The following is a 25,849-nucleotide window of genomic DNA, read 5'->3' on the forward strand; positions in this document are numbered from 1 at the left end:
CCTTTGACTGGTATTATTTCCAGTCTTTTACTGTGTAAAAACTACTAATGATTACAGTATATACTTCGCACTCTTGCTTTTACTGCACAAGAGCAAAAAACTATCTCGATAATCTTGATATTGAATATGAAACGCTCAACATTCAAGAAGACAAAGATGCGCGAGACTTTTTTGTTAAATCTGGCTTTAGAACTGTCCCTCAAATTTTTGTAAATGATAAGCTCTTATGTAAGGGTGGGTCTGATGGATTAGCACAAATGAGCAAAGAAGATATTCATAATAAAGTTTTTGAGATTACTGGTTCACGCATTTAAATATCTCTAATTCCAGCAACGCCTTGGGCTCCTATACTCAAAGCTTTTTCAACTAGATTTTTCTTCATCCCGCCAAGTAAAAAAACTGGCAAATTACACTTTTCAATAATGCCAGAGGCATCTTCCCATCCTAAAGGTATAGAGTCTGGATGAGTCAGTGTCTTTTCTATTGGTGACAAGCTGATGTAATCAGCAGAAATATTCTCTGCGTGCAGGGCCTCATCAATGTTATGGGTTGATGCGCCAATTAGTTTTTCTTCAATAACTGGCCTTTCTTTTAATGACATTAGCTCCAAACTCGTTAAGTGCCAGCCATCACAAGGTTCATTAAAGGTTTTGTTTGGTGTATTTAGGATAAGTTTTGCCTGATTTTTTTTACAGAGCCTGTTTATTTTTTTTATGTAAGTATGATCAAGATGAGTCTTGCTTCTTAGTTGTATAAATTTAACCCCATTAGTTAACTGTTTTTTACATTCGTTAATGACTATATCAGATTGATGATTGTCAGGCGTAATCCAATAAAATTTTGGAAGTGAAAATTTATGAATAATTCTCCACATAGTTGGAAGTAATTTGAAATTTTTGAATTTATCTGCACTACTCCAAGTAATTTCTTGTCCTTCAAACCCTAATGGTTCACTAAGATAATCATCAACACTATAAACCGATAAATTGATGGTTTTTTCAGGATAGATATGCTGAATCTTTTGAACTAACTTACAGTCTTTAACGGTAATTCCTGTTTCTTCAAAAAGTTCTCTTTTGATTGCGCTAAGGTGATCTTCTCCTGGCTCTACTTTTCCGCCAGGAAGCTCCCAATAGCCCGCCATAAATTGATTTTTTTGACGCTTAGCAATAAATACCTCATTATTACTATTGTGTATTATCCCAACTACTACTTCAATACTGGTATTTTTATAAAGCACGATTTTAAATTTTAGCTATTTGATGGATGCATTTTCTATTATCACCGTTAACGCAAGTCCGAGGTAAAATAACGACTTTAATATTTGAAATTATATTGTGAAACTTGACAAAAAAATCCAATCACTTATGCCCTTTAAGAATAGCCTTAAAACCAACCTTATGGGAATTGAGAAAGAGGGTTTACGCGTCTCAGATGATGGAAGTATTGCTCAAACGCCGCACCCAGAGGGATTAGGCTCTGCTCTTAAAAATCCTGTAATTACTACAGACTTTAGTGAGGCTTTACTTGAATTAGTCACTCAGCCTTTAGAGGGGGCTGATCAAGTTCTAGATGAGCTCACGACAATCCACAATTATATTTACCACCACCTGCCAGAAAATGAGCGATTTTGGCCTGCCAGTATGCCCTGTATATTAAGAGGTCAAACCAATATACCTATTGCGAATTATGGTAGTTCAAATTTAGGAATGATGAAAACAGTATATAGGCGCGGCCTCTCTAATCGATATGGCAGCGTAATGCAGGCGATTGCTGGTATTCATTTTAACTATTCATTTTCATTAGAGTTTTGGCAGTCGTATCGTGAATTAATATCACCAAATGATAATGACTCCAAGGGTTTCATGGATGTTCACTACATGGGACTCACTAGGAATGTTTTGAGATATGGCTGGCTAATTCCCTACTTATTTGGAGCTTCTGCAACAGTGTGCAAGTCATTTATGCATGACTATCATGAGCATAACCTAGAAGAATTTGATGACAACACTTTATATTTACCCTATGCGACTTCCCTAAGAATGGGCGATATTGGTTATCAGAATTCTCAGGAGGATGAGAAAGGAGTTAAGGCCAACTATAATAGCTTATGTCATTATATATACAGTCTTCGTGCGGCAATGAAAACTAGCTGTGAGGATTTTGAAAAGATTGGTTTAAAGAAAAATGGAGAGTACCAGCAGCTCAATACAAATATCCTTCAAATCGCAAATGAGTACTACTCTTCTGTTCGTCCAAAGCCTATTTTATATGGAAATGATAGGCCTCTCAGAGCTCTAAATAATAATGGTATAGGTTATATTGAAATACGATCACTGGACATTAATCCTTTGCTTGAAGTAGGAATTGATAAAGAGCAAATTGAGTTTTTAGAAGCCTTCTTATTATTCTGCCTTTTGGAGGACTCACCAGCGATTTCATCATCCGAATTAGTAGAAATTGACTCAAATGCTCTTTTGGTTGCTCACCAAGGTAGACAGCCTAACTTAATTCTTGAGCATGTTGGTGAGAAAGTAACTCTTACTGATTGGGGTGAGGGTATTTTTGAAAAAATAAAGCAATGCTCAAAGCTATTAAGTGATGCGCATCAAGAATCGGTAGAAAGTATTTCAATTCGAATTAAAAATCCTGATTTAACGCCATCAGCAATAATGCTTAATGAAATGCAGCGCCAGGAGAAAGGTTTTTTCGAATTCACTGACCAATATAGTCATAAATATAAAACACAAAATCAGGAGAAAGCTTTTGATAAAGACTATTTCCTTAGATTAGATGAGCATTCAATTAGATCTATAAAAGAGCAACAAGAAGTTGAATCTAAAGATGTTATAAATTTTGATCAATTTTTAGAAAAGTATTTTGAAGATGACGCTTAAGATAGATACTATATGCGCATTAGCAACTGCTATTGGCCAAAGCGGAATTGGGGTTGTAAGAGTGTCAGGCCCACTTTCTAAAGTTATCTCTAAAAAAATACTACAAACGGAGTTAAAGCCAAGGCACGCTTTTTATGGGGCTTTTTATGACAATGAAGGCAACACTGTTGATAAAGGAGTAGCAATATACTTCCCTGGACCTAACTCATATAGTGGTGAGGATGTTGTAGAATTCCAGGGTCATGGCGGCATGAGTGTTATGAGAAAGCTTCTAGAAATTGCTTTATTTTTAGGAGCAAGACTTTCTGAGCCTGGAGAGTTTAGTAAAAGGGCCTTTCTAAATGGCAAGATTGACTTGGTTCAGGCTGAAGCAGTTCAAGACTTGATTCAATCGAGTTCAGAAGAGTCTGCCCTGAGCGCTGTAAGATCCTTAACGGGTGAATTCTCAGAAAAGATTAATCATTTACTTGCAGAGCTAACTTCATTAAGAGTTTTTATCGAGGCAACTATTGATTTTTCTGATGAGGAAATAGATTTTCTTGAGTCTCACCAAGTCTCAACTAAACTTAAAAATTTAAAAGATTTACTTAAGAATATACTCGAGAGTGCCAATCAAGGGGCAATTTTAAGAGATGGACTTCACGTTGTAATTGCTGGAAAACCTAATGCAGGAAAGTCTAGCTTGCTTAATGCACTCACAAAACAGCCGAGTGCAATTGTTACAGATATTGCTGGAACCACTAGGGATGTTCTAAAAGAAACAATTCATATCGATGGAATGCCGCTTCATATTATTGATACAGCTGGACTTCATAACAGTGACGACGTTATTGAACAAGAGGGCATTAAAAGGGCATATACTGAAATTAATAATGCAGATGTAGTGTTACTGGTATCTGATACAAAAGACAATTCACCTGATTTCTCAATACTGCCTGATTTGGTTAAAAATAAACCAGTTATATGCATAAGAAATAAAATTGATTTATCAAATACTAGATCTGAAGTTAGAAAGCTAGAAAATCAATTATGGGTTAGTCTTTCAGCCAAGAATGGTGATGGAGTTGACATACTAAGAAAGACACTAGCTGAATTCGCCGGCTTAAACTCCGATGGTGAAGGAGTTTTTCTTGCTCGAAAAAGACATATTGACTCAATTGATCAAACGCTTATATACATAAATAGTGCTCTTGAGCAATTAGAGGGAGGGGCGAGTGAGTTAGTAGCAGAAGATTTGCGTCAGGCAGGTATGTCTCTTGGGCAAATTACTGGAGAGTTTTCATCGGATGATCTATTGGGTGAAATCTTCTCTTCATTTTGTATCGGCAAATAGAGTACAATTATTTCTTTCGAAAGAAAAAATAAAGGAAGTTAGAAAGTTCAAAATAAGTCTCTAAATTATTGATTTTAATGGCTATTTATAGGTGATTTATCCTATCAATTTAGACTCATTAAAGTTTATTTGATAAATATTCGTAATATCACTTGACGATACTATTTGAGCATGTATAATTTCCCGCTTTCACCGACCGAAAAGAACTTTTTTAGTTGGTAGCTCTTTAAAAATTTATCAAGCAACTTGTGTGGGCACTCGTGCAAGAAATTGTGCAGTGCACATAAAAAACAAAAGCAGATAAGCTTTTTAAAAAATTGAACTATTGGTTATAAAATGCCAAGTGTTCTAAAAAGTCAAAGATTAAACTGAAGAGTTTGATCCTGGCTCAGATTGAACGCTGGCGGTATGCTTAACACATGCAAGTCGAACGGAAACGATACTAGCTTGCTAGTAGGCGTCGAGTGGCGGACGGGTGAGTAACGCGTAGGAATCTGCCTGATAGTGGGGGATAGCCCGAAGAAATTCGGATTAATACCGCATAATCTATTCGTAGTAAAGTGGGGGACTTTCGAGCCTCACGCTATCAGATGAGCCTGCGTAAGATTAGCTAGTTGGTAGGGTAAAAGCCTACCAAGGCGACGATCTTTAGCTGGTCTGAGAGGATGATCAGCCACATCGGGACTGAGACACGGCCCGAACTCCTACGGGAGGCAGCAGTGGGGAATATTGGACAATGGGGGCAACCCTGATCCAGCAATACCGCGTGTGTGAAGAAGGCCTGAGGGTTGTAAAGCACTTTCAATTGTGAAGAAAAGCTAGTGGTTAATAGCCATTAGCCTTGACGTTAACTTTAGAAGAAGCACCGGCTAACTCCGTGCCAGCAGCCGCGGTAATACGGAGGGTGCAAGCGTTAATCGGAATTACTGGGCGTAAAGCGTGCGTAGGCGGTTTATTAAGTCAGATGTGAAAGCCCCGGGCTTAACCTGGGAACTGCATTTGAAACTGGTCAACTAGAGTATGGTAGAGGAAAGTGGAATTTCTGGTGTAGCGGTGAAATGCGTAGATATCAGAAGGAACATCAATGGCGAAGGCAACTTTCTGGACCAATACTGACGCTGAGGTACGAAAGCGTGGGTAGCAAACAGGATTAGATACCCTGGTAGTCCACGCCGTAAACGATGATAACTAGCCGTTGGGGGGATTTACCCCTTAGTGGCGAAGCTAACGCGTTAAGTTATCCGCCTGGGGAGTACGGCCGCAAGGTTAAAACTCAAAGGAATTGACGGGGACCCGCACAAGCGGTGGAGCATGTGGTTTAATTCGATGCAACGCGAAGAACCTTACCTGGTCTTGACATCCTGAGAACTTTCTAGAAATAGATTGGTGCCTTCGGGAACTCAGTGACAGGTGCTGCATGGCTGTCGTCAGCTCGTGTCGTGAGATGTTGGGTTAAGTCCCGTAACGAGCGCAACCCCTATCCTTATTTGCCAGCACATCATGGTGGGAACTATAAGGAGACTGCCGGTGATAAACCGGAGGAAGGCGGGGACGACGTCAAGTCATCATGGCCCTTACGACCAGGGCTACACACGTGCTACAATGGGAAGGACAAAGAGCCGCGAAGCCGTGAGGTGTAGCTAATCTCAGAAACCTTTTCGTAGTCCGGATTGGAGTCTGCAACTCGACTCCATGAAGTCGGAATCGCTAGTAATCGTAGATCAGAATGCTACGGTGAATACGTTCCCGGGTCTTGTACACACCGCCCGTCATACCATGGGAGTGGGTTGCACCAGAAGTGGCTAGTCTAACTTTATTGAGGACGGTCACCACGGTGTGATTCATGACTGGGGTAAAGTCGTAACAAGGTAGCCCTACCGGAAGGTGGGGCTGGATCACCTCCTTAAGAAATGTACGAGTGTTCACACAAGTTGTTTGATAATATTAAAGAAAAGAGAAAAAAGACCAATAACCCAAATTCAGTTTAACTGATATTAAGGGTCTGTAGCTCAGTTGGTTAGAGCGCACCCCTGATAAGGGTGAGGTCGGTGGTTCAAATCCACCCAGACCCACCAATTTTCTGGGTTATTAGTTTTTCTATTGGGGCTATAGCTCAGCTGGGAGAGCGCCTGGTTTGCATCCAGGAGGTCAGCAGTTCGATCCTGCTTAGCTCCACCATTTCTCGAATGAAAACTTAAATAAGATTTATTTATAGGTCTTATTTAAGTTTTTATACCAAGCCTTGGTTTATTCCTTGGTTCGGAGCTCTTTAACAATTTGGATATGAAGTAAAGTTTGTTAAATACAATACAACGTAAAAGGTGTATTGCATTGACACAACAATTTCAAAAAATATGGATTCTCATTGATAGATTTATCTATCATTGAAAAAATAGAATTCACCGATTGTATCGTAAGATACAGTTAGTGACTTCTCGGTGTAAAAAGAACCATTAACCCAGATACTTTGGGGTTATATGGTCAAGTGAATAAGTGCATACGACGGATGCCTTGGCAGTAGAAGGCGATGAAGGACGTGATAATCTGCGATAAGCTTCGGTTAGCTGATAATAAGCTTTAACCCGGAGATCTCCGAATGGGAAAACCCAGTGATCACAAGATCATTATCCTTAACTGAATACATAGGTTAAGGAGGCAAACCTAGGGAACTGAAACATCTAAGTACCTAGAGGAAAAGAAATCAACCGAGATTCCCTTAGTAGCGGCGAGCGAACGGGGACCAGCCCTTAAGCAATTTTGAGATTAGTAGAATGTTCTGGAAAGTTCAACGACACAGGGTGATAGTCCCGTATACGAAAATCTTTTAATTGTGAAATCGAGTAAGGCGGCGCACGTGAAACGCTGTTTGAATATGGGGGGACCACCCTCCAAGGCTAAATACTCTCTACTGACCGATAGTGAACAAGTACCGTGAGGGAAAGGCGAAAAGAACCCCGGGAGGGGAGTGAAATAGAACCTGAAATCGTATGCATACAAGCAGTGGGAGCAGACTTGTTCTGTGACTGCGTACCTTTTGTATAATGGGTCAGCGACTTACTTCTCAGTAGCAAGGTTAACCATTAGGGGAGCCGTAGGGAAACCGAGTCTTAAATGGGCGTTTAGTTGCTGGGAGTAGACCCGAAACCGGGTGATCTATCCATGGTCAGTGTGAAGGTCAGGTAAAACTGACTGGAGGCGCGAACCCACTTATGTTGAAAAATGAGGGGATGAACTGTGGATAGGGGTGAAAGGCCAAACAAACCCGGAGATAGCTGGTTCTCTCCGAAATCTATTTAGGTAGAGCGTCGCGTATTACTTCTGGGGGTAGAGCACTGTTATGGCTAGCGGGTCGTCAAGGCTTAGTAAACCATTGCAAACTCCGAATACCAGAAAGTATGAGCGCGGCAGACACACTGCGGGTGCTAACGTCCGTAGTGGAAAGGGAAACAACCCAGACCGTCAGCTAAGGTCCCAAAATTATAGTTAAGTGGGAAACGATGTGAAAAGGCCCAGACAGCCAGGAGGTTGGCTTAGAAGCAGCCATTCCTTTAAAGAGTGCGTAATAGCTCACTGGTCGAGTCGGTTTGCGCGGAAGATTTAACGGGGCTAAACTATATACCGAAGCTGCGGATCGCAATTTATTGCGATGGTAGGAGAGCGTTCTGTAAGCCGTTGAAGGTGAACTGTGAGGTTTGCTGGAGGTATCAGAAGTGCGAATGCTGACATGAGTAACGATAAAGGGGGTGAAAAACCCCCTCGCCAGAAGTCCAAGGTTTCCTACGCAACGTTAATCGGCGTAGGGTTAGTCGGCCCCTAAGGCGAGGCAGAAATGCGTAGTCGATGGGAAACGGGTTAATATTCCCGTACTTCATATAACTGCGATGGGAAGACGGAGTAGGTTAGCTCAGCAAGGCGATGGTTGTCCTTGTTCAAGCGTGTAGAAATGGTTCTTAGGAAAATCCGGGAACCTCTATTTCAAGGCGTGATAACGAGCCCTCTTTTGGGCGAAGTGAGTGAGACCATGCTTCCAGGAAAATCCTCTAAGCTTCAGGTTATATGAAACCGTACCCCAAACCGACACAGGTGGACGAGATGAGAATTCTAAGGCGCTTGAGAGAACTCGGGTGAAGGAACTAGGCAAAATGACACCGTAACTTCGGGAGAAGGTGTGCTCTTGTTATGTGATATCACTTGCTGATTGAGCAAAGAAGAGCTGAAAAAACTAGGTGGCTGCGACTGTTTATTAAAAACACAGCACTCTGCAAACACGTAAGTGGACGTATAGGGTGTGACTCCTGCCCGGTGCTTGAAGGTTAATTGATGAGGTTAGCGCTTGCGCGAAGCTTTTGATCGAAGCCCAAGTAAACGGCGGCCGTAACTATAACGGTCCTAAGGTAGCGAAATTCCTTGTCGGGTAAGTTCCGACCTGCACGAATGGAGTAACGACGGCCACACTGTCTCCACCCGAGACTCAGTGAAATTGAAATTGCTGTTAAGATGCAGTATACCCGCGGCCAGACGGAAAGACCCCGTGCACCTTTACTACAGCTTTGCATTGAACTCTGATTCTACTTGTGTAGGATAGGTGGGAGGCTTTGAAGCTTTAACGCTAGTTAGAGTGGAGCCACCCTTGAAATACCACCCTGGTATGGTTGGGGTTCTAACCTTGGTCCGTAATCCGGATCGGGAACAATGCATGGTGGGTAGTTTGACTGGGGCGGTCTCCTCCTAAAGAGTAACGGAGGAGCGCAAAGGTATCCTCAGCACGGTCGGACATCGTGCAATGAGCGCAAAGGTAAAAGGATGCTTGACTGCGAGACTGACACGTCGAGCAGGTAGGAAACTAGGTCTTAGTGATCCGGTGGTTCTGAGTGGAAGGACCATCGCTCAACGGATAAAAGGTACGCCGGGGATAACAGGCTGATACCCCCCAAGAGTTCACATCGACGGGGGTGTTTGGCACCTCGATGTCGGCTCATCACATCCTGGGGCTGAAGCAGGTCCCAAGGGTATGGCTGTTCGCCATTTAAAGTGGTACGCGAGCTGGGTTTAGAACGTCGTGAGACAGTTCGGTCCCTATCTACCGTGGGCGTTGGAGACTTGAGGGAAGCTGTTCTTAGTACGAGAGGACCGGAATGGACACACCTCTGGTGTTTCGGTTGTCACGCCAGTGGCATTGCCGAGTAGCTATGTGTGGAAAGGATAACCGCTGAAAGCATCTAAGCGGGAAGCCCCTCCCAAGATTAGGTCTCCCTGATTATTTAATAATCCTAAAGATCCCTCGAAGACTACGAGGTTGATAGGCTAGGTGTGAAAGTGCAGCAATGTATTGAGCTAACTAGTACTAATTGATCGTGAGGCTTGACCATATAACACCCAAGATATTTGGAGATGTTGTTGTGTCAACAGGCAATATGCCTTATAAACTTTACTTAATCCATTTTGTTATACCTTTTTGGTATAAAAACTTTTTAATTCACTTGAAATAAGTTCAGACTTAATTCAAGTAAGCAGTTTGCTTAGTGACAATAGCAAGTGTGACCCACCTGATCCCATCCCGAACTCAGCAGTGAAACCACTTAGCGCCGATGGTAGTGTGGGGTCTCCCCATGTGAGAGTAGGACATTGCTAGGCTTTTATTCTAAATACCCCGACCTTTTTTAAGGCGGGGTATTTTTTTATCTGAATCACGTAAAATATAACCATCATTATCCAAAGCATCATGCAGATAAATTATGACTGATAACTTTAAAGCAAGGAGTATTGCTAGCGGAGTGAGCGTAATTGATTCTGGCTATTTCAGTAATGACTTTGCAGCTATATATATTATTAAGCAGAATAATAAGGTTGCGATTATAGAAACTGGAACCACCTTTAGTGTTTCTAATGTTAAAAAAGCACTTGAGAATGATAGCTTAAGCTTTTTGGATGTTGCTTATATAATTCCTACTCATGTCCATCTAGATCATGCAGGTGGTGCAGGTGAGCTTATGAAACAGTGCCCAAACGCGACTCTAATAGTTCATCCTCGCGGGGCGAGACACTTGATTGACCCTACCAAGCTAATTGCTGGAGCAATGGCGGTTTATGGTGAGAAAGAATTTAGGATGTTGTACGGTAAAATTATCCCAATAGATGCAAATAGAGTTATCGAAGCAGATGATAACTTTATTTTAGATTTTGATGGAAGAGAGCTAAAGTTTATTGATACACCAGGACATGCAAGGCATCATTTTTGCATTTGGGATAAACAAACAGAATCAATGTTTACTGGTGATACGTTTGGCATCTCTTATCGTGATCTTGATCATAATGACCAGGTATATATATTCCCAAGCACAAGCCCAGTTCAGTTTGATCCAGAGGAATTAATTAAAAGCATACATAAAATAATGAAGTACAAGCCTAAGCGAGTCTGTTTAACTCACTTTGCTGCAATTAAACCAACTCAAAAAGTAGTTGAACAGTTGATAGCTGGTATCCATTTTGTTAGTAATTTAGCAAAAAAATATGCAACTCAGGGTGATGCTGAAAAAGTGATTCAAGACAAGATGATGAATTATTTTTTAGAAGGAATTGAAAAGATTGGCGTCAAAGACCTTGATTTTTGCAGAGAAAGGTTAGAGCTCGATGTCAAAATAAATACTCAAGGTTTAATTTATTGGCAAAAAATAGTAAAAATTGAGACTTGAATTTCATTAATTAAATATTAAATAAGTATCATATAGCTCTGCTTTCTATACTTAACTATGAAAAATCTTTTACTATATCTAAACCATTATTTTGCGAAGGTTCCAGGGCAACTTATACCTTACCGTAAAACAGTTCTTGCATTAGCATTGCTATCCACTATTTTTATGGGGTATGGTGCTTCTCGCTTTGTTTTAGATACTTCATTTGATGTTTGGTTTAGTGAGTCTGATCCTGCAATTGAAGCTTTGGATGATTTTCGTGACCAGTTTGGGAGTGATGATGGTTTGTTTATTGTTTATGAAGCTAAAGATGGCGATGTATTCTCAAATAAATCTCTAACACTAATCTCTGAAATAACAGAGGTGTTAGATAACTATAGACAGATAAGTGATGATGTTTGGCTTGAAAAATATGGACTAACTCCTGAAATTGTTGAGTCATTAACTCATATTAAGCGTGTTCAGTCACTATCTAATATTAGAATTCAAAAAAATGAAGATGATGTTTTAAGTTCACCTCGTTTAGTTCCTAAAAAAATTCCAAGTGACGCCTTGGTTTTAAGTGAAATTAGTTCTGAGGCAGATAATCAGCCAAGTTTGCCGCTCTTTATGTTCTCAAAAGATCATCGTTTTGGGGCAATTTCCATTCAAACAGACTTTGGTGCAATCCCAGTAATTCAAGAATTAAATGACCAGTTCTCTTTGTTTGATGATGATGCGTGGAGTGATGATTTTGATGAAGGTATGGATGATAATGCTGTTATTCAAAAAATTGAATATCAGCCAGATGAGCCAGGACTTTATATTCCATTTATGAAGGCTATAACGGCGATAACTGAACAGCAAAAGATGTCAGAGCATTTTAATTTTTATCCAATTGGCAATTCTGCAATGATTTCCTTAGCTATGGACACGCTGATTCAAGCAGCGTTTCTACTAGTAGGTATGGTGGCAATCATTAACCTTTTGCTTTGGTCATTGTTTCGCTCTGCAAGTGCAGTCGTTCTTCCTCAATTAGCGATTGGCCTCAGTATTCTCTTTGTTATTGGAAGCCTGAGCTGGCTCAATTTAGCATCAACAACCCTTATTGCATTAACAGTGATGCTTATTATTGCGGTTGGTGTAGCTGACTGCGTTCATGTAATGAGTTCTTATTTATTTTTCAGACGTGATGGCAAAGAACATGATGAGGCGTTATCAAAGGCCTATGGTAAGACAGGCGTTCCTATTTTATTAACAACAATTACCACGATGGCGGGAATGTCATCATTAGCGGTAACTGGGATGCCAATGTTTGTACAATTTGGCTTCTCTTCTGCTGCTGGTGTCTTTTTTGCTTTCTTATACACAATATATTTACTGCCAGTGTTACTCAATTATTGGCACCCAATGCAAATTAAAAAGATTGAGGCAATTAGTGTAAGTAGAAAAACTGGAATAAGGTCGATAGTGTCTTTATTGAAATCAAAAATGTTGAGTTTTTTATGTTTCTTTGTAAATCCAATAGCAAAACTTTCAAAGAGAATGGGTTTGAATTGGCTCTTAGGCGCAGAATGGCTTCAACCTTTATTAAATAGAATTCCAGCTTTTGTGGAACGCTTCCGATACTCTATAGCTATTATTTTTGTGAGTGTATTTGTAATTTGCTTATATGGCGCAACTCAAGTCAAAATTGACTCCAATCTAGTTGAGCTTTATTCTGATGATGTTCCTATAGGTCAAGCCTATGAAATTGTTGATGAACACATGATGGGCACAGGAAATATGGAAATCGTTGTAGACACAGCAATTTCAGATGGAATAATGGATCCAGATGTATTAAATGCTATGAATAGACTTCAAAATACAATTGAGGAAAATTATAGTGAATTTATTATCCGAACAAATTCTTTGGCAGATCTAGTAATAGACACTCATGCTATTATGCAAGACTCAGAAGATTATCGAAATATTCCTGATAGTCAAATTGCGGTATCCCAATTGCTTTACTTGTTTAACAGTTCAAATCCTGAAGAGAGAAGAGCCCTTGTAAGTGATGATTATAGTAAGAGTCACATAAGTGTTCAATTAAAAAACGCAGGCTCTAACGAATACAAGGTATTTTTTAAAGATATTCAGCGTGATATAAATAAAGAGTTTAATGGATTAAAAGATCGATATCCTAATATAAAAGTTCAAATTACCGGATCATTCGCTTTAATGATGAGACTTGCCGATGATATTAGTAAAAACCAGTTTAAGAGTTTGGCGATAGCAGCCGTGGTTATTAGTTTGTTATTGATGATAACGCTAGGTTCTTTTCAGGCAGGCGTTATGTCGATTATTCCTAACCTAATACCCGCATCATTAGCATTTGGATTAATGGGTCTTCTTGGAGTTCCACTTGATACAGACACATTAATGATTGCTCCTTTAATTATTGGTATTGCAGTGGATGATACGATTCACTTTATTAGTCACTATAGAATGTCACTTGCACAAAATCACAATATGAAGCTTGCGCTCGTGGAAACTATAAAAGAGGTGGGTCAAGCGGTAACATTCACAACTCTAATCCTGGGCTGTGGGTTTTTGATGCTTACATTTAGTGACTATTTGGGACTAGCAAAGATTGGGACTTTCGGTTCTTTAGCTATATTTGTTGCACTACTATGCGACTTATTGTTTTTCCCGGCATTGATTATGATTTTCAAGCCGAAGTTTGGCCAGAAAGATGTTGAAGATAATTTAAATTTTATAGAGGCTACAAAATGAATAAATTAATACTTACTTACTCAAAATCTACTTTGCTTAGTGTTGTACTTGGTGCATTTTTAACTCTACAAGCGCCAAATGTATATGCTGAAACTAATTTAAGTGCACGAGAGATTATGGAGAGAGTTGATGTTGAGAGCAGGAAGTCTACTGACTCAGCATTCACTCGTATGAAGCTGACTACTTGTAAGTATGGCCTTAGTGGTGGTAAGGTAAAGTGCGCTGAAAAAGCCCGAGTTAAGTTAATAGAAAATGCACAAATTAATACTGGAGAGGGAAGCCAAGATACTAAGAGTATTGCCATAATCCTTGAGCCAGCAAGTGAAAAAGGAATTGGAATGCTCTCATATAGTTATGATGACAGTGACCGAGATAATGAGACCTGGTTATATCTTTCTGCTCTTGGAAAAGTAAAGAGAATTAGTGTTAGGAACAGTGATGATGAGGAAACTGAATCTGCAAGTATTTTTGGAACTGAGATGACCACTGAAGATCAAGAGACAGGAAAGCTTGATGACTATTCGTACGAATTACTAGAGTTTGGGACTTTTAGAGGAAGAGAAGTTGCAGTTGTTGAGGCGACACCAAAAAAACATCGAATTAGCAAAAGCAGTTATGGAAAAACGCAAAATTGGATTGATACTGAAAGGTTTATAACTCTTAAGGTACAAATGTTCGATAAATACAACAATCCTATCAAGAAACTCGAGGTTGGCAAAGTTGAAAAAATTAATGATGTTTGGATGGGAAGAAGTCTGACATTTTTTAATACGGTAAGCAATAGGCTAACAAATATGAAACTTGAGGCGATAAACTTTGATATGGATATTAAAGAAGATTTTTTAACTCAAAGAGCATTGACTGACCAAGCATTTAGAGAGAAATTTCTGAAGGATTTACGTAAACAAGCTAAATAAAGTCTGAGTATGTTAAATTTTATCCATAAAGGAATTATTGCTTTAATTATTAGCTTTGGAATTAACTCCATTTCTATTGCTGAGGGTGAATTATTATTTGACGATGAATTAGTATTTGAAGATTCTGATGAAGAGTTTGGTGAGTGGGATGATGACAGTGATATCTTTGGTGATAATGACATAAATCTAGAAAAATCTTATTCTTGGCTTGATCTGAGTATTACGCAGAAGTATGGTGTTAATCCTGCAAGTAGTTATAGCACTGCTATGGAAAGAACTGAGTTGAGGCTTGGAACTAGTGGCTCTGTTTTTGACTCAGGTTATGGCGAGGTAGAAATTAAAGCAATAAAATATTGGCCGAGTGATAGCAACAACGTAATTGAGGCCAGTGATATTGACGTAGAGAAGGCATTTTTGCAATTTAGTTTTGATGACTGGAGTGCTAAGCTAGGTCGATATACTATTGGCTGGGGTGAGCTCGAGGGTGGTGCACTTGACGTAATTAATCCTTCAGGAGGTCTAACAGACCCATCCATGATCTCCCAATGGATTTTGAGCTCTACTCGTTACTTTGAAGATAGTGATTTAAGTTTTTTTTATAATACAAATCCTAGAATTGCAAAAAGCACATTAATGACACTTAAAAATGATAGCTATGATGAATTTGGATTGCGCTATGGAATAAGTGGGGAAGGAAGTGATATGGCTTTTTATGCTGGTCAGCTAGTTCCTAATGATGCAATCATTAACCTAACAGATGGGTTGGTTTATGCAACACCATATCAATTATTAGGGTTTGGAATGAATAAAGCCTTTGATGATTATTTGCTTAAATTTGATGTTGCCTATAAACATAACTTGCAGCAAAACCGTTCAGGACAATTTGTAAAGGTAGATAGAATTGATTGGGACCTGGCTTTTGATATTCAAAAAAATGATAGAACGATCTTGATTTCAGTTAACTCTCAGTACCTATTAGATTTCTTCAGTGATTATCTAACACCGACTTTAACAGGAAGTGTCAGTGCAGATAAAAATAGTACAACATATATGGCAAGAGTAAATGACAAGTTTGGTGATTCAGACTGGAGCTGGAATACCTCCCATATAATATTATCAAATAATGATCTTTCACTAACTTCAGCTGGACTGGACTGGGATATTAATGATCACTGGAAGGCTTCATTGGGCGTCACATATGCCGATGCTAAGCCAAACCGTGCGCTAAGTTTGTTTGACCAGTACCAAAGAGTTAACTTGGAAGTTAAGTACCAGTACTAATGACTCAGTTAGTTAAGGTGTTGCATTTTTAAGCCAACTTAAAGCATCAATCCCTCTTATAGCATAGGATATTGTATAATTTAGCTAAAATAATTTAGGTTTATATAATGTTAGAAAGCAAGCTTTTAAGAGGAAATATTGATTTTGTTGTTGAGCAACTTAAAAGGCGTAATTTTACGTTTGATGTTGATGAGTTTAATAAGCTTGAGGATCAAAGGAAAGTGATCCAGGTTCAAACACAAGAGCTGCAAAATTTACGTAATACTAAATCAAAAGCAATAGGTCAAGCGAAAGCTTCTGGAGAAGACATTAAGCCTTTGTTAGATGAAGTTTCTAGTCTTGGAGAAAGCCTTGATGGCGCTAAATCCGAATTAAATGCACTCCAATTTAAGATTGATGAGATTGCCATGGCAATTCCTAATATACCTCATCCTTCAGTTCCTGAAGGTTTTAGTGAGGATGACAACCTTGAAGTTCTTAAGTGGGGGGAGCCGAAAAAATTCGACTTTGAGCCAAAGGATCATGTGGATTTAGGTGAAATGCATGGCATCGACTTTGCTGCTGCCGCGAAGATTTCAGGTGCTAGATTTGTTGTTATGACTGGTAAGATTGCAAAACTTCAAAGAGCACTCACTCAGTTCATGCTTGACCATCATACGGAGGTTAATGGTTACACCGAGACGTATGTTCCTTACCTGGTAAATGCAGACTCTCTGATGGGCACTGGTCAATTACCAAAATTTGAAGCCGACTTATTTAAAACACATCTTCATGGCGAAGAAGGGGAAGCAAAGGCGCTCTATTTAATTCCAACTGCTGAAGTTCCAGTAACCAACATTGTGCGTGACTCAATTATAAAAGAGTCTGATTTGCCTCTAAAGTTTGTAGCGCACACGCCATGTTTTAGATCTGAAGCAGGATCATATGGAAGAGATACTAGGGGATTAATACGTCAGCATCAGTTTGAAAAAGTTGAATTAGTTCAAATTTCTAAACCTAGTGATGCTTACGATGTTCTTGAGGAGCTTACAGCGCATGCAGAGGGCATACTAAAATTGCTAGAATTGCCCTACCGAAAAGTTTCATTGTGTACTGGTGATTTAGGTTTTTCTTCAGCTAAAACTTATGATTTGGAGGTGTGGCTTCCAGGCCAATCTGCATATCGTGAAATTTCATCATGTTCGTGTTTTGAAGCTTTTCAAGCGAGAAGAATGCAGCTTCGTTGGAAAAACTCAGACACCAAAGAGTCAGAGTTTTTACATACTTTAAATGGCTCAGGACTTGCAGTTGGTAGAACTTTGGTTGCGGTGATAGAAAACTATCAAAATGCGGATGGCAGTATTACAATACCAAAAGTCTTACAGGGCTACATGGGCGGCTCAACTAAGATAAAATAACCCCTTTATTAATTTGGAGTGAGAAATGAATTTACCACCAGAACTATTTCTGATAGCAATGTTTGTACTGATGTATTTTTTATTAATCAGACCACAACAAAAAAGAGCTAAAGATCACAAAACCCTATTAAAAGCCTTAAAAAAAGGCGATGAAGTTGTTACTAATGGCGGTGTCATTGGGAAAATTATTGCAGTTGATGAGTCTTTTGCAGAAGTAGAGATTGCTTCAGGAGTTATAGTTAAATTACAAAAACAGGGCATTAATCAAAAGATGCCAAAGGGAAGTGCAAAATCTATGACTAAGTCAGGCTCTAAGGAAAAAGCAATCCCTAAAGCTAAAAAAACAAAAGCAATCGGCAAAAAAGAGATAGAAAAATAATATATAAAAACTCAATATGAATCATTACGCAGCTTGGAAAAATGCACTTATTGTATTTTTCCTATTCCTCTCAACTCTATATGCATTGCCAAATCTGTATGGTTCAGATTTGGCGATTCAGATTACGGGAACAGGCGACTATATTGTTGAAGATAGTGATTTAGAGTCTATAAGTAGTATACTGACAGAAAATAATGTTGACTTTAAATCTATAAAGATTGATAGCAATAATATTCTCGTTCGTTTTAACAACTCTCAATCACAGCTTTCTTCTAAGACACTTTTAAAGAACTCACTAAGCAGAAATTATGTGGTTGCTCTTAATCTTGCTCCTTCAATTCCACAATGGCTTGGGAATCTGGGGGGTAAGGCAATGTCTTTAGGGCTTGATCTCAGAGGAGGCGTTCATTTTTTACTTGAAGTAGACATGGAGGCAGTAGTTTCAACCTCTTTAGATCGTTATTACAATGAGCTAAGAACTGCTTTACGTAAGGATAAGTTGTATAAAAAAATTCGCAAAGAAGATAATAGGTTAGTTGTAAGCTTCAAGAGTGAAGATCTTAAGAATAAAGCAAAAAAGGTTTTAAAAAATGATTTGCCTGATTTGGTAATTGTTGAAGATAGTGAGTTAGAGCTAGAGTTTGGTCTTGAAGTTTCATCAAGTGCTCAATCTGCTGCAAAATCTAGCGCACTAAAACAAAATATTACTACCCTTCGTAATCGAGTAAATGAGCTAGGCGTTGCTGAGCCGATAATTCAGCAACAGGGTACAGAAAGAATTGTTGTTCAATTGCCTGGAGTTCAGGATACGGCCAGAGCTAAAGAAATATTAGGGGCTGTGGCAACCGTTGAGTTTAGGTTAGTTGACGAGCAAAATGATGTTCAAACTGCCATCCAATCAGGAAAAACACCATCGGGCTCAAAGCTTTATAAGTTTAAAGATGGAAGACCTTTGCTACTCAAAACAACTGTCATAGCAACGGGTGAAAACATAGTAGATGCATCTTCTAGTGTTGATCAAGATAATCAGCCACAAGTTAGTATTGTTTTAGATAGTTCTGGTGGCAGAACCATGCTGGAAACTACTAAAGAATTTATAGGCTATAGAATGGCTGTTGTTTTTATTGAAAATCAAGTAGAAACAATTATTGAGGATGGTATTGCGGTGAAGAAGCGCAGTAAGACGCAAGATATTATTAATGCAGCAACAATTCAAGGAACCTTCTCTAATCGTTTCCAAATAACTGGCCTAGACAGCTCCAGAGAGGCGCGAAACTTAGCGTTACTATTAAGAGCAGGTTCGCTTTCAGCGCCGGTTGAAATTATTGAAGAGCGAACAATTGGTCCAAGCTTGGGTGCTGATAATATCCAAAAAGGATTCATTTCTGTTTTAGTTGGTTTTGCCTTAGTGTTGGTATTTATGGCGTGGCGATATCGCGTATTTGGCTTGGTTGCAAATGTGGCTTTAACATTAAATTTAATCACTATAGTTTCAATACTATCTATGATTCAGGCAACTTTAACCTTACCAGGAATAGCAGGTATAGTTTTGACAGTTGGTATGGCGGTTGATGCCAATGTCTTAATTTTTGAACGCATCAAAGAGGAAATGCGCTCAGCTAAAGATATTCAAAAAGCAATTTCTGCAGGTTATGAGAAAGCACTGTTGACTATTGCTGATGCGAACATTACAACCCTTATAGCATCCTTGGTGTTATTTAGTTTTGGTACAGGAGCAATTAAAGGTTTTGCTGTTACACTTTCAATTGGAATTATTACCTCTATGTTTACAGCAATTATTGTCTCTAGGGCAATGATCAACCTTATTTACGGTGGAAAGAAAGATAAGGAGTTGGCAATATGAGTCTTAGATCATTAAATATTCCAGTTATTGACTTTGTAGGTAGACGCAAATATGCGATGATTTTTTCTGCAATTTTATTAATTGTTTCTATAGCTTCAATAGGATTTCAAGGTCTCAAATTTGGTATTGACTTCACTGGTGGTACATTAATCGAATTAGGCTATGAAAAATCAGCTGATCTTGAAGGTATTCGTTCAAAGCTCGCTTCTGCGGATTTCAAAGGTGCTAATGTTCAATATTTTGGATCAGATACTGAAGTTCTTATTCAGTTGGAGCCACAAGCTACTTCAAGTGCAAAACTTAGTTCATCAATTATTAGAATGCTTGGTGAGGGAATTGATGTTCGCAGAGTTGAATTTGTTGGGCCAAAGGTTGGTGAAGAGCTAACCAATGATGGCGGCCTTGCAATGCTTTATGCACTTATTGGAATTTTAATTTATGTTGCCTTTAGATTTGAGTATCGCTTTGCTCTAGGCTCCATTGCGGCACTTATTCATGACGTGATTATTACGTTAGGGATATTTTCATTGCTGCAAATTGAATTTGATTTGACAGTATTGGCTGCTATTCTTGCAGTAATTGGTTATTCTCTTAATGATACGATCGTAGTTTTTGATAGAATTCGAGAAAACTTTCTTGCAACTCGCCAAGTGGAGCCTGGATCAATTATTAATGAGGCTCTTAATCAAACTTTATCACGAACATTAATGACATCCCTCACAACTTTACTTGTTCTTTTTGCTCTATTTTATCTAGGGGGAGAGGTGATTCATAGTTTTGCTGGTGCACTTCTTATCGGCGTGGTAATTGGCACCTACTCTTCAATTTATGTTGCGAGTTCAACTATTCTTGCGATGGGAATTTCCAAAGAAGACATGCTGCCTTCAGAAAAAGAGAAGAAAGAGATTGACGCTAGACCGTAAAAATAACTTTATTTGCTAAATCTTTCGAAAACAAGACAAGCATTTGTTCCACCAAAACCAAAACTATTTGAGAGGATGCGATTTAGTTTAACGCCTTTCGTTTTCCTAATAATTGGTAGGCCTATTGCTGCAACATCAAGATTTTCTATATTCACAGATTCGGCAACAAAATCATTTTGAAGCATCAAAAGTGAATAAATAGATTCGTTAACTCCAGCTGCTCCCAGCGCATGACCCGAAAGAGATTTAGTTGAGCCAATAAGAGGAGTTGAGGTAGTGCCAAATACCTCCTTGATTGCACCTAACTCTTTAGCATCACCAACTGGTGTTGATGTTCCATGAGCATTAATATAATCAATTGAACCATTAAGCCCATCAGTAGCAATCTGCATGCAGCGTTTAGCGCCTTCACCTGATGGTGCGACCATGTCATAACCATCAGAAGTAGCGCCATAGCCAACTAACTCTGCAATGATAGTTGCCCCTCGAGCCTCTGCATGGTCTAAAGACTCAAGCACAAGGGCTCCGCCACCTCCAGATATTACAAATCCATCTCGATCTGTATCAAAAGCACGTGATGCCTTATCAGGAGTGTCATTATATTTTGAAGAAAGGGCACCCATAGCGTCAAATAACATAGTTAAAGACCAATCAAGCTCTTCTCCCCCTCCAGCAAACACAACATCTTGTTTGCCAAGTTGAATTTGCTCCATAGCGTTACCAATACAGTGCGCACTTGTGGAGCAAGCAGAACTGATCGAGTAATTTATTCCCTTTATTTTAAAGAGTGTTGAAAGGCAGGCAGAAGTGGTAGAACCCATAGTTCTTGGGACGCGGTATGGGCCAACTCTTTTGATGCCTTTTTCTCTTAAAATATCAGCAGCTTCAACAATATTTTGATTTGAAGCTCCACCAGAACCCATAATTAATCCAGTTCTTTCATTCGAAATCATTTCTTCACTTAATCCAGATTCTTTGATTGCCTCATCGAGTGCGATTGCATTAAATATCGCAGCATCAGCCATAAATCGTAGCATTTTTCGATCAATAACATCACTAGTATCGACCTCTGCAATCGCACCATGAACATGAGACCTGAGACCCATTTCTGAATATTTTTCACTAAATACTATTCCAGATTTAGCAGACTTTAAGGATTTAAGAACTTCGGACTTGTTGGAGCCTAAGCTGCTAACAATACCCATTCCAGTAATGACTACTCTGTTCATCAGAAGGAAGATGTATCCGTAAATAATCCTACCCTAAGGTTTGTTGCTTCGTAGATAGTTTTCCCATCTACTTGCATGGTTGCATCTGCAATACCCATATAGAGTTTTCTTGCAATAACTCGAGATAGACTTATATTGTAAGTAACCTTTTTACTTGTTGGCAGGACTTGGCCAGTGAACTTAATTTGTCCAGAACCAAGGGCTCGACCTCTTCCTGGCCCACCAAGCCAACCCAAATAAAAACCAACTAACTGCCACATTGCGTCTACACCTAGACAGCCAGGCATTACTGGATCTTCATTAAAGTGACAATCAAAAAACCATAAATCTGGATTAATATCGAGTTCTGCAGTCATTCCACCTTTACCATATTCTCCACCAGTTTCAGTAATATTTGTAATGCGATCAAACATCAGCATAGGTGGTTTGGGAAGCTGGGCATTGCCAGGGCCAAAAAGTTCGCCCTTACCACAGGTAATTAAATCTTCATAAGAATAGTTGTTTTGCTTCATAAGGTCCGATAAATCAAGTACTGATAGAATTTTATCATAGTTAAATTACTATTGAAATTCAACTTATGGCCTAATATCAGCAATAATGTCACCAATATCTTCTAGCCCTACTGATATACGAATAAGGTTTTCAGTGATATGAGTTTGTCGTTTCTCTTCATCTGAAAGTCGAACATGAGTTGTAGAAGAGGGATGAGTGATGGTAGTTTTAGTGTCACCAAGATTTGCAGTAATTGAAATCATCTTAGTATTATTTATTAGACGAAAAGCTTCGGCTCTGCCACCACTAACTTCAAATGAAACTATTCCACCAAAGCCTGTTTGCTGCTTTTTTGCAATTTCATGATTTGGATGGTTTTCAAGACCAATATAGTGAACTTTTTTAATGAAAGATTGGTCATTAAGCCAAACAGCTAATTTCTTTGCACTTTTACAGTGAGCATCCATTCTTATCTTGAGTGTTTCTAAACCTTTTAGGACAATCCAAGCATTGAATGCACTTAAGGTCGGACCAGTGCTTCGAGTAAACGCACTTATTTCGTCAATTAATGATTCACTTCCTGCTACAGCACCTGCAAGACACCTGCCTTGACCATCAATATATTTAGTGGCAGAGTGAATGACCAGATCAGCCCCTAAAGTCAGTGGCTTTTGAAGCGCGGGCGTCATGACGCAGTTATCAACAGCTAATACTATATTGTTTTTCTTTGATATAGCTGCAAGCTTTTCTATATCAACAACTTCACCAAGTGGGTTTGATGGTGTCTCTAATAAAAATAATTTGGTATTTTTTTGAACACTCTTCTCCCATGCATCTAAATCGCCTAAATCAACAAATGTAATTTGAATACTAAACTTTTCAATAATACTATTTAGAAGTACTATGGTAGTTCCGAACATACATCGAGAGGCCACCATGTGCTCTCCAGGTTTAAGAAGAGTCATAATTGTAGCAAAGATGGCAGACATTCCGCTAGCAGTTGCCTGGCACTTTTCTGCACCTTCTAAAGCAGCTAATTTATTTTGAAAGGCATCAACTGTTGGGTTAGTAAACCTGGAGTAAACATTACCTTTTTGTTTATTTTCAAAACGATCAGCAGCTTGCTCAGCACTCTTAAATTTATAACTCGAAGTCAGAAAGATGGCCGCAGAATGTTCTTGCTCGTCTGTTGCATCATGCCCTTCACGGACTGATTTTGTTTGAAAATTATAGTCTTCCATGATTTAAGCCCAGTTAGTCAGCATCATTGTAGATCAATTCTGAGCTCTCATTGGAAATATTACCCAGTTTGGCATTGTCGGATCTTTGAGCTTCAAGGTTATTAAGATAAGGCTCATCTATGTCTTTGGTGAGGTAATTGCCATCAAAACATGAGCAATCAAAACTTTTAATATCAGGGTTTCCTTGTTGAACTGACCATATTAAGTCATCAAGATTTTGATAAATTAATTTATCAGCGCCAATAGTTTTACATACTTCTTCTGTTGTTTTATTGTGGGCGACAAACTCATTTTTACTAGCCATATCAATTCCATAAACATTTGGATATCTAACTGGAGGCGCGGCAGACGCAAAGAAAACTTTTTTCGCGCCAGCAGCTCTTGCCATTTGAACGATTTCCTGGCTTGTTGTTCCGCGAACAATAGAGTCGTCAACTAAAAGTACATTCTTGTCTTTAAATTCGAGTTCAATCGCACTTAGTTTTTGACGAACAGATTTTTTTCTTTGTTTTTGTCCAGGCATAATAAAGGTTCTAGCAATATAACGGTTTCTTATAAAACCTTCTCGATATTTTAAATTTAACTCATTAGCAACTTGAAGAGCGGATGTTCTCGAGGTATCAGGAATAGGCATTACAACATCAATTTCCTCATATTGCCACTCAGACTTAATTTTAATCGCAAGTCTTTCGCCCATCCTAAGGCGTGATTTATAGACTGAAATTTTGTCGATAATTGAATCAGGTCTTGCAAAATAAACAAATTCAAATATGCAAGGTGATAATATTGAATTAACTGCGCACTGCTGAGAATGAACATTACCTTTACGGTCAATTACAATTGCCTCACCAGGTTGTACATCTCGGGTAATTTTGAAGCCAAGTGCTGTAAGGCCGACACTTTCTGAGGCCAACATATACTTAGTGCCATTTCTTGTAGTTCTTTCTCCAAGGATTAAAGGTCTTATTCCATGGGGATCTCTAAATCCAAAGATACCATAGCCTGGAATCATTCCAATAGCCGCATAAGCTCCCTTTACTCTTTTATGAAGTTTTGTTACTGCATTGAAAATATCATTTTCATTGATTCGATGTTTTTGCTCTTCAGCTATTTCGCTCGCGAGTATGTTGAGTAGTATTTCTGAGTCTGAATTTGTATTAATATGACGAAGATCTTGCTCAAAAAGTTCACTTGCTAATGACTCTGCATTGGTCAGATTTCCATTATGTGCAAATGCTATTCCATATGGTGAATTTACATAAAAAGGCTGCGCCTCTGCTTCAGAAGAACTCCCGGCTGTAGGATAACGGACATGACCAATCCCCATATCACCAATTAATTTTTCCATATGTTTTGTTCTAAAAACATTACGAACAAGGCCGTTACCTTTGCGCATGTAAAAGCGACCTTTATTGGCAGTTGTTATGCCTGCAGCATCTTGACCGCGGTGCTGAATAATTGTGAGAGCATCATAAATATAAAGACTCACATCTTTTTTTGTAGTTGATAGTATTCCAACAATGCCGCACATAAGTTAATCCCCTGTAATCTCACTTTCTATGAATTCCACAACTGCATCGCCGGGCTCAAGTTCAACAAACAATAAATGCTCAGATAAAACAGGCTTTATATCAACTGACCAATCTTGAAATGTTCTGAGAGCGCCACTAGTTTCTACCCAAGCATGATTTTGAGTAACCCATGTCATACTTTGAAGAATAAGTACAATTATTAGGACAAAAATACCACCTTTAAATAACCCTAATATTGTGCCAAAAAAATTATTTTTTAGTCCACCCACATTTCTAGCATTTAGAAGAATATCGAGTGAACTCAACATCCTTAAGGTGCCTTCATAAATTGGCGCCATAACAGAGGGGTTTTCTGCATCAATTTTAATATTGAGAAGTTTTGATAATACAACTAGTGCGGCTACTAAAACTATAAAGACTACAGAAAACGAAACAAAACTTCGCAGTGAATCATTAGTTATTAGAGCTTCAATTGCCTGAAGTTCAGTAATAACGGCTAAATAGTTAAAACTTATGATTGCAGTAATGGCTAATATAATGCTAATTGCAAAAGGCCGATTAAGGCCATTAGGATTGTCATTATTAGAGGATGCACCAGCAAGCCTATAGAAGCCTTTTTTGATAAACCAAATGCCAAAAAATATACCACCAAAAGATAGAGCATAGATAGATTGGTTGTCTGCACTGATCCAGTTACTTAGGAAAGTTTTAGCAAGTGCATCGTAATAAAGCCAAGCTAAAATAATTGCAAATATAACAAAAATAAAGCTAATAATTTCTTTAGCAAGGCCTTGAATAAAGCCTCTAACTATAAAAAAAACTAGAATAATTAGGGTAAGCCAGTCTGACCAAGCTAGTAAGCTTATAGCACTCCAAACGTTGTTAAAAAAATTGCCCATGAGCTCCCTGTTAGATAGA

At 38.8% G+C, this 25,849-nt stretch carries 17 protein-coding genes, 2 tRNA genes and 3 rRNA genes; 16 read left to right on the forward strand and 6 right to left on the reverse strand.

Going from position 1 to position 25,849, the window contains the following annotated elements; translation table 11 throughout:
* Positions 1-47: 47 nt before the first annotated feature.
* The gene (locus ABXT49_RS00845; RefSeq protein WP_416652338.1) at positions 48-314 is read left to right on the forward strand and encodes a glutaredoxin family protein; all 267 of its coding nucleotides are present in this window, start codon (positions 48-50) and stop codon (positions 312-314) included.
* Here the strand turns inward: ABXT49_RS00845 and ABXT49_RS00850 are convergent.
* Positions 311-1,240, reverse strand: a complete 930-nt coding sequence (locus ABXT49_RS00850) for a Nudix family hydrolase (RefSeq protein ID WP_416652341.1) — start codon at positions 1,238-1,240, stop codon at positions 311-313. The two genes, ABXT49_RS00845 and ABXT49_RS00850, sit on opposite strands and share 4 nt — an antisense overlap.
* Before the next feature lie 97 nt (positions 1,241-1,337).
* Between ABXT49_RS00850 and gshA the strand changes: the two genes are divergently transcribed.
* The 15 genes from gshA to secF all read left to right on the forward strand — a co-directional run bounded on the left by gshA (position 1,338) and on the right by secF (position 20,437).
* Positions 1,338-2,897: a glutamate--cysteine ligase gene (gshA, locus tag ABXT49_RS00855; protein ID WP_416652343.1), complete on the forward strand. Its 1,560-nt coding sequence runs from the start codon at positions 1,338-1,340 to the stop codon at positions 2,895-2,897.
* Complete coding sequence (mnmE, locus tag ABXT49_RS00860) at positions 2,887-4,230, forward strand: tRNA uridine-5-carboxymethylaminomethyl(34) synthesis GTPase MnmE (RefSeq protein ID WP_416652346.1); 1,344 nt, start codon at positions 2,887-2,889, stop codon at positions 4,228-4,230. Before gshA ends, mnmE begins: the two co-directional genes overlap by 11 nt.
* Before the next feature lie 365 nt (positions 4,231-4,595).
* A 16S ribosomal RNA gene (locus ABXT49_RS00865) occupies positions 4,596-6,136 on the forward strand.
* Between the two features lie 92 nt (positions 6,137-6,228).
* Positions 6,229-6,305, forward strand: a tRNA-Ile gene (locus ABXT49_RS00870).
* Positions 6,306-6,332: 27 nt separating this feature from the next.
* Positions 6,333-6,408, forward strand: a tRNA-Ala gene (locus ABXT49_RS00875).
* A gap of 301 nt (positions 6,409-6,709) precedes the next feature.
* Positions 6,710-9,599, forward strand: a 23S ribosomal RNA gene (locus tag ABXT49_RS00880).
* A gap of 149 nt (positions 9,600-9,748) precedes the next feature.
* Positions 9,749-9,864, forward strand: a 5S ribosomal RNA gene (rrf, locus tag ABXT49_RS00885).
* Together the 16S, 23S and 5S rRNA genes with 2 tRNA genes alongside form the textbook arrangement of a ribosomal RNA operon.
* Before the next feature lie 101 nt (positions 9,865-9,965).
* On the forward strand, positions 9,966-10,922 hold the full coding sequence (locus tag ABXT49_RS00890) for an MBL fold metallo-hydrolase (protein ID WP_416652348.1): 957 nt from the start codon (positions 9,966-9,968) through the stop codon (positions 10,920-10,922).
* A 57-nt stretch (positions 10,923-10,979) separates the two neighbouring features.
* Entirely contained in the window at positions 10,980-13,676 is a 2,697-nt protein-coding gene (locus ABXT49_RS00895; RefSeq protein WP_416652351.1) for an efflux RND transporter permease subunit, read from the forward strand.
* Positions 13,673-14,593 (forward strand): outer membrane lipoprotein-sorting protein, encoded by a 921-nt coding sequence (locus tag ABXT49_RS00900; RefSeq protein ID WP_416652354.1) that lies wholly within the window; start codon positions 13,673-13,675, stop codon positions 14,591-14,593. Before ABXT49_RS00895 ends, ABXT49_RS00900 begins: the two co-directional genes overlap by 4 nt.
* A 9-nt stretch (positions 14,594-14,602) precedes the next feature.
* Positions 14,603-15,874: a Tat pathway signal protein gene (locus ABXT49_RS00905; protein WP_416652355.1), complete on the forward strand. Its 1,272-nt coding sequence runs from the start codon at positions 14,603-14,605 to the stop codon at positions 15,872-15,874.
* A gap of 107 nt (positions 15,875-15,981) precedes the next feature.
* Positions 15,982-17,271, forward strand: coding sequence for a serine--tRNA ligase (serS, locus tag ABXT49_RS00910; protein ID WP_416652357.1), 1,290 nt, complete (start codon positions 15,982-15,984; stop codon positions 17,269-17,271).
* Positions 17,272-17,296: 25 nt separating this feature from the next.
* Positions 17,297-17,650, forward strand: a complete 354-nt coding sequence (yajC, locus tag ABXT49_RS00915) for a preprotein translocase subunit YajC (RefSeq protein WP_416652358.1) — start codon at positions 17,297-17,299, stop codon at positions 17,648-17,650.
* Positions 17,651-17,666: 16 nt separating this feature from the next.
* Complete coding sequence (gene secD, locus ABXT49_RS00920; protein WP_416652360.1) at positions 17,667-19,514, forward strand: protein translocase subunit SecD; 1,848 nt, start codon at positions 17,667-17,669, stop codon at positions 19,512-19,514.
* Positions 19,511-20,437: a protein translocase subunit SecF gene (gene secF, locus ABXT49_RS00925; protein ID WP_416652362.1), complete on the forward strand. Its 927-nt coding sequence runs from the start codon at positions 19,511-19,513 to the stop codon at positions 20,435-20,437. The genes secD and secF overlap by 4 nt, the downstream gene beginning before the upstream one ends.
* A gap of 8 nt (positions 20,438-20,445) precedes the next feature.
* Here secF and fabB read toward each other — a convergent pair whose 3' ends face one another.
* The 5 genes from fabB to ABXT49_RS00950 form a co-directional block, all read right to left on the reverse strand.
* On the reverse strand, positions 20,446-21,666 hold the full coding sequence (gene fabB, locus ABXT49_RS00930) for a beta-ketoacyl-ACP synthase I (RefSeq protein WP_416652363.1): 1,221 nt from the start codon (positions 21,664-21,666) through the stop codon (positions 20,446-20,448).
* Positions 21,666-22,178, reverse strand: a complete 513-nt coding sequence (gene fabA / locus ABXT49_RS00935; RefSeq protein WP_416652365.1) for a 3-hydroxyacyl-[acyl-carrier-protein] dehydratase FabA — start codon at positions 22,176-22,178, stop codon at positions 21,666-21,668. The genes fabB and fabA overlap by 1 nt, the downstream gene beginning before the upstream one ends.
* A gap of 63 nt (positions 22,179-22,241) precedes the next feature.
* Complete coding sequence (locus ABXT49_RS00940) at positions 22,242-23,399, reverse strand: O-succinylhomoserine sulfhydrylase (protein WP_416652367.1); 1,158 nt, start codon at positions 23,397-23,399, stop codon at positions 22,242-22,244.
* A gap of 13 nt (positions 23,400-23,412) precedes the next feature.
* On the reverse strand, positions 23,413-24,930 hold the full coding sequence (purF, locus tag ABXT49_RS00945) for an amidophosphoribosyltransferase (RefSeq protein WP_416652369.1): 1,518 nt from the start codon (positions 24,928-24,930) through the stop codon (positions 23,413-23,415).
* Positions 24,931-24,933: 3 nt separating this feature from the next.
* Entirely contained in the window at positions 24,934-25,830 is an 897-nt protein-coding gene (locus ABXT49_RS00950; protein WP_416652370.1) for a CvpA family protein, read from the reverse strand.
* Positions 25,831-25,849: the final 19 nt, after the last annotated feature.

It is taken from the genome of Candidatus Pseudothioglobus sp. Uisw_086 (assembly GCF_048085745.1).
In the GTDB taxonomy this organism is placed as follows: domain Bacteria; phylum Pseudomonadota; class Gammaproteobacteria; order PS1; family Pseudothioglobaceae; genus Pseudothioglobus.

What these genes read in the sequence shown, in the direction of transcription:
- ABXT49_RS00845 (WP_416652338.1), top strand. Translation starts at nt 48, where the DNA reads ATGATTACAGTATATACTTCGCACTCTTGCTTTTACTGCACAAGAGCA.
- mnmE (WP_416652346.1), top strand. Translation starts at nt 2,887, where the DNA reads ATGACGCTTAAGATAGATACTATATGCGCATTAGCAACTGCTATTGGC.
- ABXT49_RS00890 (WP_416652348.1), top strand. Translation starts at nt 9,966, where the DNA reads ATGACTGATAACTTTAAAGCAAGGAGTATTGCTAGCGGAGTGAGCGTA.
- ABXT49_RS00895 (WP_416652351.1), top strand. Translation starts at nt 10,980, where the DNA reads ATGAAAAATCTTTTACTATATCTAAACCATTATTTTGCGAAGGTTCCA.
- ABXT49_RS00900 (WP_416652354.1), top strand. Translation starts at nt 13,673, where the DNA reads ATGAATAAATTAATACTTACTTACTCAAAATCTACTTTGCTTAGTGTT.
- ABXT49_RS00905 (WP_416652355.1), top strand. Translation starts at nt 14,603, where the DNA reads ATGTTAAATTTTATCCATAAAGGAATTATTGCTTTAATTATTAGCTTT.
- serS (WP_416652357.1), top strand. Translation starts at nt 15,982, where the DNA reads ATGTTAGAAAGCAAGCTTTTAAGAGGAAATATTGATTTTGTTGTTGAG.
- yajC (WP_416652358.1), top strand. Translation starts at nt 17,297, where the DNA reads ATGAATTTACCACCAGAACTATTTCTGATAGCAATGTTTGTACTGATG.
- secD (WP_416652360.1), top strand. Translation starts at nt 17,667, where the DNA reads ATGAATCATTACGCAGCTTGGAAAAATGCACTTATTGTATTTTTCCTA.
- secF (WP_416652362.1), top strand. Translation starts at nt 19,511, where the DNA reads ATGAGTCTTAGATCATTAAATATTCCAGTTATTGACTTTGTAGGTAGA.
- fabB (WP_416652363.1), bottom strand. Translation starts at nt 21,666, where the DNA reads ATGAACAGAGTAGTCATTACTGGAATGGGTATTGTTAGCAGCTTAGGC.
- fabA (WP_416652365.1), bottom strand. Translation starts at nt 22,178, where the DNA reads ATGAAGCAAAACAACTATTCTTATGAAGATTTAATTACCTGTGGTAAG.
- ABXT49_RS00940 (WP_416652367.1), bottom strand. Translation starts at nt 23,399, where the DNA reads ATGGAAGACTATAATTTTCAAACAAAATCAGTCCGTGAAGGGCATGAT.
- purF (WP_416652369.1), bottom strand. Translation starts at nt 24,930, where the DNA reads ATGTGCGGCATTGTTGGAATACTATCAACTACAAAAAAAGATGTGAGT.
- ABXT49_RS00950 (WP_416652370.1), bottom strand. Translation starts at nt 25,830, where the DNA reads ATGGGCAATTTTTTTAACAACGTTTGGAGTGCTATAAGCTTACTAGCT.